This is a genomic window from Paenibacillus sp. OT2-17 (assembly GCF_009827695.1).
GTDB classification, from domain to species: domain Bacteria; phylum Bacillota; class Bacilli; order Paenibacillales; family Paenibacillaceae; genus Paenibacillus; species Paenibacillus polymyxa_B.
The window spans coordinates 1-8,926 of sequence record NZ_WUDQ01000122.1 but is presented as its reverse complement, the minus strand read 5'-3'; the positions used below and the strand labels follow the sequence as shown (position 1 = coordinate 8,926).

7 protein-coding genes and 1 pseudogene are annotated in these 8,926 nt (G+C 43.9%); 7 read left to right on the top strand and 1 reads right to left on the bottom strand.

What is annotated here, in order from left to right; genetic code table 11:
* Positions 1-295: pseudogene (locus GRP75_RS14485) on the bottom strand (ABC transporter substrate-binding protein); the annotation flags it as partial.
* Between the two features lie 398 nt (positions 296-693).
* Here GRP75_RS14485 and isdC point away from each other — a divergent pair.
* From isdC to GRP75_RS14450, 7 genes are all read left to right on the top strand, one after another.
* The gene (gene isdC / locus GRP75_RS14480; RefSeq protein WP_160789639.1) at positions 694-1,209 is read left to right on the top strand and encodes a heme uptake protein IsdC; all 516 of its coding nucleotides are present in this window, start codon (positions 694-696) and stop codon (positions 1,207-1,209) included.
* Between the two features lie 72 nt (positions 1,210-1,281).
* Entirely contained in the window at positions 1,282-1,749 is a 468-nt protein-coding gene (locus GRP75_RS14475) for an NEAT domain-containing protein (RefSeq protein ID WP_029519187.1), read from the top strand.
* A 32-nt stretch (positions 1,750-1,781) separates the two neighbouring features.
* Positions 1,782-2,279 (top strand): NEAT domain-containing protein, encoded by a 498-nt coding sequence (locus tag GRP75_RS14470; protein WP_023990291.1) that lies wholly within the window; start codon positions 1,782-1,784, stop codon positions 2,277-2,279.
* 89 nt (positions 2,280-2,368) lie between these two features.
* Positions 2,369-6,361 (top strand): NEAT domain-containing protein, encoded by a 3,993-nt coding sequence (locus tag GRP75_RS14465; RefSeq protein WP_160789638.1) that lies wholly within the window; start codon positions 2,369-2,371, stop codon positions 6,359-6,361.
* Positions 6,362-6,505: 144 nt separating this feature from the next.
* Entirely contained in the window at positions 6,506-7,465 is a 960-nt protein-coding gene (gene isdE / locus GRP75_RS14460; protein ID WP_028541842.1) for a heme ABC transporter substrate-binding protein IsdE, read from the top strand.
* Positions 7,466-7,479: 14 nt separating this feature from the next.
* Positions 7,480-8,463 carry a FecCD family ABC transporter permease gene (locus GRP75_RS14455; RefSeq protein ID WP_028541843.1) on the top strand — a complete coding sequence of 328 codons (984 nt, stop codon included), beginning with the start codon at positions 7,480-7,482 and terminating at the stop codon, positions 8,461-8,463.
* The coding region (locus tag GRP75_RS14450) for an ABC transporter ATP-binding protein (protein ID WP_160789637.1) at positions 8,453-8,926 on the top strand (474 nt) is incomplete at its 3' end. The genes GRP75_RS14455 and GRP75_RS14450, both read left to right, overlap by 11 nt.

Sequence of the window (8,926 nt, the reverse complement as noted above, 5' to 3'; positions counted from 1 at the left end):
CAGCAGGTACGATGGCAGGTCCATTGGAGTTGGGCCTGCCCACGGCAGTTCCACCCAATGCGTATATGATATCCAGATCGCCATTGCTGAGCGCAATGATATGTTGAGGGACCTTTTGAAACGCTAACGTCCGTTTAGAAAAATCAGTAACTTGAATCACCGCACTGCTTGTCGTGCCAGAAGTGGCAGATACGGATGCACTGGTTGGTTTGTGATCTGCGGTCGAGGCACCATTACTACATCCGGTAACTGCCAATAAAAGCGCTGCGGACGACCACAACACATAAGATTTCATGTTATTCCTCCTGCAATTTTGAGTTAAACAATAATGATAATCATTTTCATTTATGTATAAGAGAATGATAATGAATATCACTGGGGATTGTCAATTGAAAAAAGCAAATTTTTAAATAAATTTTGAACTAAAAACAAAAGGGATATATTCGAATTATAGAAGAAGGAACTACAAATTTTTCTTAAAAAATAGCATATATCAAGGGGTTATGTACATGCAAATACATATTGACATTTTCGAAAAGTGTAAGATATATTGGTGATGGGTTTACTTTATTTTGCGAAATTCTGGAATAGAAAGGTGGGAAGACACGGCTCAAAAAGAGCTATTTTTTTTAATTATCAATTGAGAATGATAATCAATTACTTAAATTCTCGTGGGGAGGGACTGCTGTCATAATGAAGAAGGGGTATTCTGCAATTATTGCTGTGTTTCTGCTGGTGAGTGTGCTGAGCTTTTGGCCAACTTCGTCATCTGTAGTAGCCGCTGCGGCTTCTCCAAAATTGGCGGATGGTACATACACGCTCAAATACAATATCCTCAAGGCAGAAAATGATTCGGTGTCCATGGCTAATGATTATTTTGAAAAACCAGCTAAGTTGTATGTAAAAAAAGGTCAAATGACCATGCAAATTAAGCTGAATCATAGCGAATGGACAACTGGGTTTAAAGTAGATTACAAAGGCAAAATCACCGATACAAAGGTCATCCATAAGGATGCCAAAACCGATACCCGCACCGTACAATTTCCAATTACGAGTGTGAACAGCCCGCTAATCTCTAAAATTCATGTTACTGTCCCTGCGTATAACTACGATCATGACTATACGATCCGCTTCGCTTTTGATTCCAAAAGCGTCAAAAAAGTAACAGCCGTTCAGCCAGCGAAATCAACTAAATCTTCCAAGAAGTAAATTCAAGCCATCTTTATCGTTCATAAAATCAACATAAATTCAAGCATAAAAAATTGAGGAGTGTGTGTAGATATGAATATGGTAATGAATCGCTTTGAGCAATTTTCTTTTAAGAAGGTATTTGTAGCATTGATCATGACAGCGCTTGTTTTTGCACTCGTTGCTCCATTCTCAGCTAAAGCGGCAGCAGCCGACGGCACGTATAACGTAGACTATACTGTTTTGAAGGATCAAACCAATGAAACTTCTCGATTGGATAGCTACCTGACGAAGCCTGCTCAGGTTACGGTAGCTAATGGCAAAAATGTCGTTCGTCTGACTGTGAAAAGCAGCAATCTGATTACAACGTTCAAAGTAGAGCAAAATGGCGTACTGCAAGATGCGACTGTAGTAAGCACAGATACTGCTAGCAACACTCGTGTAGTGGAATTCGAAGTTGCTGATCTGAATGCAAAAGTGAATGCTTACGCTGAGATCACAATTCCAGTAATCGGCTACACAGGCAAGTACGATGTACAACTGCAGTTCGACGAAATCTAATCCAAAATAAAACGTAAAAGGAGATTAAAAACATGAACATGATTATGAATCGTATGGAAAAATTGTCTTTGAAAAAAGTAATGCTTACTGTACTGATGGCAGCGCTTGTTTTTGTGGTACTAGCTCCATTTTCTGCCAATAAAGCGAATGCGGCTTTGCCTAATGGAACGTATAACGTTGATTATACAGTGTACAAAGATGGTACCAATGAAACCTCATACATGGACTCAAACGGTTATGTCGCCAAACCCGCTACATTAATCGCTAATAATGGTCAATACAAAGTTAGAGTAGCTATTACTAAAAGTGCTTGGGTCACTGAATTCAAAACGCAACAAAACGGCCAGTATGTGAATGCGAGTGTGGTAAGTACCTCAGGTGATACAAGAATAGTAGAGTTCCCTGTAAGTAGTTTTTCCCAAAAATTGAATGTTAAGTTGCATGTAAGTGTGCCTAAAGAATACACTGGCGGCATTCCATATGATCACGATTACACTGTTCAATTTTTATTTGACGAAGATTCCATCTAATAGTGGAGTAATTATACATTGATCTTATACTCATTTGGAATTCTATTGAGCTCCAAATGAGTATATTTTAAGTAGGGGGATTAATACACTTGAAAAGGCAATTGAAAAAATACTTAATGACGTTTGCAGCTATTGTTATGCTGCTCTCAGTTGTTTTCCCATTTGCTCCGACCGTATCTGCTTCTGATGAGACAAGCTCATCAACTGAATCTGGTGTATCCGAGCCCTCTGTGACGCAAGATGTATATCCGATAGAGCCAAGTCCAGAAGAAGTGGTTCCAACAGTAGATGTGGCAAGTGCGTACACAGTAGCAGCCGCAGACTCACAGATTTCCAGCACTGTGAAGGATACTAATGAATATTCTATTAGCTACGTTGTTAAAAGTGAAAGCAAGGTGTCAGGGGTAGTGACTTCCCCTTATAATGATATGTTCCTAAAGCCAGCTACGTTGACGGTTGAACAGAGTTCTACTGTAGGGCAGGCTACGTATCATGTTTCTTTAATTCTCGACAATCCTAATACTCCCTTTACAGATATCGAATTTAGACAAAACGGAGAAACCGTTCCTGCCCATATTTCAGATTTAGTAAAAGGGGAAAAGACGTATGAACCACGAACAGTAACATTTGATGTGTATAATTTGGAACAGAAAATTGATGTGAATTACAATTTAAATAATAGACTCAGACAAAACTGGATTGAATTTGATCCATCAACTATAGCTTTAAAAGAGGGACCCGTAACTCCCCCTACCCCTTCACCTGAGCCGGAAGTTCCCTTGAAACCGGGTGTCCTTAATTTTACAATACTGAAGGACAAATCAGAAGAAGTTTCTGTGATGGACGGTTACGCCTCAAAGCCTGCAAAGCTCGTTCAAAAAGGAGATAAATGGTATATTCAACTGACGTTTAATAACAGTAGCTGGATTCCTTCATTTCAAACAGAGCAAAACGGTAAATTTGTAGAAGCAGCAACTATTTCAGAGGTTAGTGACGCTAATCAGCGTACGGTTGAGTTTGAAGTAAGCAACTTATCCAATAAATTGAATGCTTACACTCATGTGATTGTGCCTGGTTTGGAACTGGGAGGAGTACCATACGATCATTGGTATCATGTTCAAATCAAGTTTGACACAAGTATTACACCTGACCCTAGTGCACCACCGACCTTGGCGGATGGAACGTACTCTATTAACTTTAATGCGCTGGATGCAACAAAAGATCAAGCATCGAGAATGGCGCAATATCTGGTGTCTCCAGGGACTTTGACGGTATTGAAGGGGCAAAAAGAAGTTTCCTTCACCATTAAAGACAGCACTACAGTAACGGAATTCAAAACAGAACAAAATGGAACGTTGACGGATGCGGATATTGTAAGTGAGGACAAAACAGCCAATACGCGTGTGGTGAAATTCAAGGTAGCGAATCTGGATACAGTTTTGAACGCACAAGTCCATATTCTCATGGGTACGTATAGTGCAGACCACAAAATACGCCTTAAATTTGATCAGCCAGGAACGGACAACGGTTCAACTCCAGTAACGTCAAATCTGGACTTTACGCTGTTAAAAGACGGTTCAAGTGAAAAGTCCATGATGGATGGATATACAGAAAAACCGGGTACCCTGGTTGAACGTAAGGGCAGGAAATATGTACAGTTCACTTTGAAAAAGAGCAAACAGATTGACGGCTTTAAAGTAGAACAAAACGGAGTATTGACCAATACGGCCGTAGTAAGCGAAAATCAAACGGCGAATACACGTGTTATCGAATTTGAGGTTAAAGAAGTGCCTGCCAAGCTGAACGCATGGGTAAGCATCAACTGGCCTGAGTTAAATTATGTGGAAACATATAATGTCGATCTCCAATTAGGAACGGCAACATCCCCGGTTGATCCTGGGACGCCAGGTACGCCTGGAAAAGTTTTAGCTGATGGAACGTATTCGATCCAGTTCAATGCATTGCACGCAACAAAAGATCAAAAATCGGCAATGGCGCAATATTTATTATCTCCGGCAACACTGACGGTATCAAAAGGCAAGTATGAAGCTTCCTTCACGATCAAAGACAGCGCCACAGTGACGGAGTTCAAAACAGAACAAAACGGAACGTTAACAGATGCAGATATCGTAAGCGTGGACAAGAAAGCGGACACACGTGTTGTGAAATTCAAAGTGGCCGATTTGGACGCTATTATGAATGCACAGGTACATGTGAGCACGACCTATCCAGGTGGGGTTTATGAGATGGATCATAAGCTTCGTCTTCAATTTGACCGCAGCAGCATTGCGGTAAAAGGAACAGACGGCGGCACAACTCCCGTGACTGAAAACGGCAGATACAGCATTGATTTCTCCGTACTCAAAAATGGAAGCAATGAAATATCTGTGATGGATGGCTATATGCAGAAACCAGCCACGCTGTTAAGACAGTCCGGTAAAAATGTGATTCAGATCAAAATGGACAAGAGCAGTTGGATTAAAACGTTCAAAGTAAATGGTGCAGAGGCTCAGGTTGTCGATCAATCGACCTCCGCAGATACAAGAACAGTACAATTCGAAGTACCCAATCTGTCGGATAAAGTGACAGTAAATACGCATGTCATCGTACCTGGATTGGATTTGGGTGGCATCCCTTATGACCACGTATATGATGTGCAGTATCAATTCGAGCCTGCTACCATTCGCAGCTTTGTCGAGCCTTCCTCTTCGGGTGCAGCTGATCCCATTGTTAAATTGGATTTCGACAAGCTTGCCAATGGTAAATATGCTTTGAAATTCAGTATCGTTTTGTCTGATGGTTCCACAGGAGTGGATTCTCCGGCTCAACGCTTCATCACTGACGAATCGGCGCAATTGGTCGTGGAAGGCGACAAACGGTTTGTAGGTCTGAAGCTGCAAAACAGTAATGAAGTGAAGGCGCTGCGCATTTGGGACAACGCAAGCGGGGACTACCGAGACGCAGAAGTGACACAGGAAGATGCAGCAAGCAATACGAAGCACGTTCGTTTTAGCGTGAATGACTTTAAAAACAATGTAAAAGGCCAACTGGTTGTCTATGAAGCCCCTAAAGTGGCAAGTGCCACTCCGATGGTCTTTAAGACTGAGGATCGGGTAGAGAAGGTATACGATTTTGAATTTAAATTTAACACCAGTGATGTTTCTTACTACAACGAAACTAAAGCAGACGAAGTAGAGCAAGGGAAAAACAACTTAGCGGATGGAGAGTACAGTGCGAACTTCCGTGTGCTGGCGAACGGAACGGACAAGGATTCTCTAGTGGCTCCTTTTGTACAGAGTCTAGCGAAGTTGATTGTGAAAAATGGGAAGGTTCAGGCTCATGTAACTGTTACGGACAACCAGGCTTTGAAGCTATTCCAAACGGATTTTGAAGGCCGTTATGCCAATCCGACGATTATGGGTTCAGACACCAAAGGTGACACGCACACTATTGCATTCGAAGTGCCTGATTTGGATAAAAAGTTGAGTGTGTACACACAGGTATATCTGCCTGAGAAATACATTCTAAATGAGAAATTCGGCGGACAGATTCAATTTGACCGTGCATCGCTTAAAGGTGAGGGAGTCAATGCAGCGACAACGGCACCTGCTACTGAACCGACAGCAGCCTCTACGGACAAGGCAGCAGAAACGACCACACCTGTGGCAGAAAAAAAACCAGTAGTTGAGCAACCGGCTCAAACGGCTTCCGAGAAGCAATACACGATTAATTACAACGTATTTAAAGACAAAACGAGTGAAGCTTCCGTTATGGACGGTTATCTCGACAAGCCAGCCACACTGATTGAAAAGGGAGACAAGCGCTATATCCAAGTGACCTTGAAAAAAAGCTCTTGGATGCCAACTCTACAAGTGGAGCAAAACGGTACCCTGAAAGATGTAGAAGTGATCTCGACATCCGGCGATACACGTGTCGTTCAATTCGAGGTAGGGGACTTGTCCCAGAAAATCAGTGCTTACACACACGTCATTGTGCCTGGCTTGGTCCTTGGTGGAGTGCCGTATGATCACTGGTATACAGTTCAGTTTCAATTTGATGAAGCAAGCCTGAAAGCGAAGTAGCCTCAGGTTGTGACATCCATGAAGCCCGAATAACAGCAAAGTTTGTATGCGAGCAAGTCTTGGTGCCCCGGCGTCAAGACTTGTCAGCATTTACTGGGGCTCATGCTGTTGTTCTATATTTTGAATTGAGGTGACTGGATTTTCATGAAACGGTATATAGCATTGGCTCAAGGAAGATCGTTTTGTTTGTATATGTTAATCGGCATCGTGATCTTGTTGCTGGCTGGATGTTCGGGAGGGGCACAGGCCGGGCAGAACCAGAGCGATGGTTCGAAATCAGCGGCAACATCTAATGCAACCGGAAAGTCGTCTGACGGTAAAGCTCAAGCTCCTCGTATTGTGGCGACTACGGTAGCCATTGCGGAAATCACGGATGCACTGGGCCTGGATTTGGCAGGCAAGCCGACAAGCGCGAAAGTGCTGCCTGACCGTTACAAGGATGTGCCTGATGTGGGTAATCCGATGAGTCCTGATATGGAAAAAGTGATGTCATTGAAGCCGACGGACGTACTGTCGGTGACGACACTGAAATATGATCTGGAGCCTAAATTTAAAGATTTGAAAATCAATGCCGAATTTTTGAATTTTGAAAGTCTCGCGAATATGCAAAAAGAGATTCAAAAGCTGGGAGACACGTTTGGCAAAGCCGATAAGGCCAAAGAGATTAATGGAGCTTTGGATGCCAAAGTAGCTGAGATTCAACAAAAAATCCAAGGGAAGAAATCCCCTAAAGTATTGATTTTGCTGGGAGTACCAGGAAGCTATCTGGTGGCTACCGAGCATTCCTATATTGGGGATCTGGTTAAAATTGCAGGCGGAACCAATGTGGTTCAGGGCGAGAAGGTGGAGTTCATTGCCCACAATACCGAAGCCTTGCAGCAATCCAACCCCGATATCATTTTGCGCGCTGCACACGGGATGCCGGATGAAGTAGTGAAAATGTTCGATGAAGAGTTCAAAACTAACGATATCTGGAAGCATTTCAACGCTGTGAAAAATGGGCATGTCTATGATCTGCCTGAACCGTTGTTTGGCACAACAGGGAATTTAGCGGCAAACTCGGCACTGGATGAGCTGATGAAAATGCTGTATCCTTCGAATTAAAGGAAGCTGATGACATGTCCAAAAAAGTATGGAGCCTTATTGTTGTAATTGTCTTGCTCGTTGGCGTCATGCTGTATTCAGCGATGACAGGCAGTCTCAAGGTGGATTTGAGTCAGTTGATGACCGGATTGTGGACAGGTACAGATGATCAGGTGAATGTGGTCAAGGACCTGAGACTACCGAGAATTTTCGTGTCCGTAATGGCAGGTGCAGCACTTGCAGTAGCGGGTGTTTTGCTGCAAGCCGTCATGAAAAATCCGCTGGCGGATGCTGGGGTTATCGGCATTTCTTCGGGAGCGGCTTTGATCTCGCTGATTGCGGTGACGGTCTTTCCTGCGCTTTATTTCTGGATGCCGTTCTTTTCATTTATTGGCGGTGCGTTAGCCTGTCTAATGGTTTATGGTTTTTCATGGAAATCTGGCTTGCATCCGATTCGTCTCATTCTGATCGGGGTGGCTGTGAACGCCATTTTTTCCGGCCTAGGTCAGTCGTTTAACTATCGAGGCAGTTATGCAGTCACTAGCATTAATCAGGTTACCACTTCAACCTTGTCTATGAAAAAATGGGTAGATGTCGAGGTTATTGTGACCTATGGCGGGATTGGGCTAATTTTAGCCATGCTCGTGTTCTCTTGGTGCAATTTCTTGTCCCTTCAAGATAAAACAGCTAAAAATCTGGGATTCAATGTAACGCGTGCACGACTTTTGATTTCTGTGATTGCAGTGCTGCTTGCAGCAACGGCTACAGCCATCGCGGGAGTGATTGCCTTTATCGGTCTGCTCGTTCCGCATTGTGCCCGCTACCTAGTTGGCTCGGATCATAAGTGGTTGATTCCATTTTCCGCCTTATGCGGCGGCTTGCTGCTGCTGCTCGCGGATACACTGGGGCGGACAGTGCTTGCTCCCAATGAAATCCCGGCTTCTATTATTATGGCCGTCATTGGCGGGCCGTTCCTGATATTCCTGATCAGAAAGGCGGATCGCACCTATGGACATTAAGGATATAACCTTCTCTTATGATCGGAAAACAGATCGGCTGCATGCTATTAATGCTGTTATTGAGTCGGGACGGATCACTACCATTATCGGTCCCAACGGATGCGGCAAATCAACGCTGCTCAGCGTGATGTCCAACAATGCTGTTCCCCGCTTGGGCCAAGTGATTCTGGACGGCAAGGAGATAGCCCACTACAAGCCCAAGGAGCTGGCCCGTCAACTGGCGGTAGTCCATCAGCAGAACGAGGCACCTTCCGACTTGACTGTAGAAAAGCTCATAAGCTTCGGCAGGTTGCCGCATAAGAACATGTTCACAGCGAGGCGTGACGAGGATGAGGAGGCGATTGAGTGGGCAATAGCCTGCACTAACCTGAACGAACGTAGAACTCGCACATTGGATCAGCTCTCAGGAGGAGAACGGCAGCGGGTATGGATTGCAATGGCCTTGGCACAGCGGACGCCAATT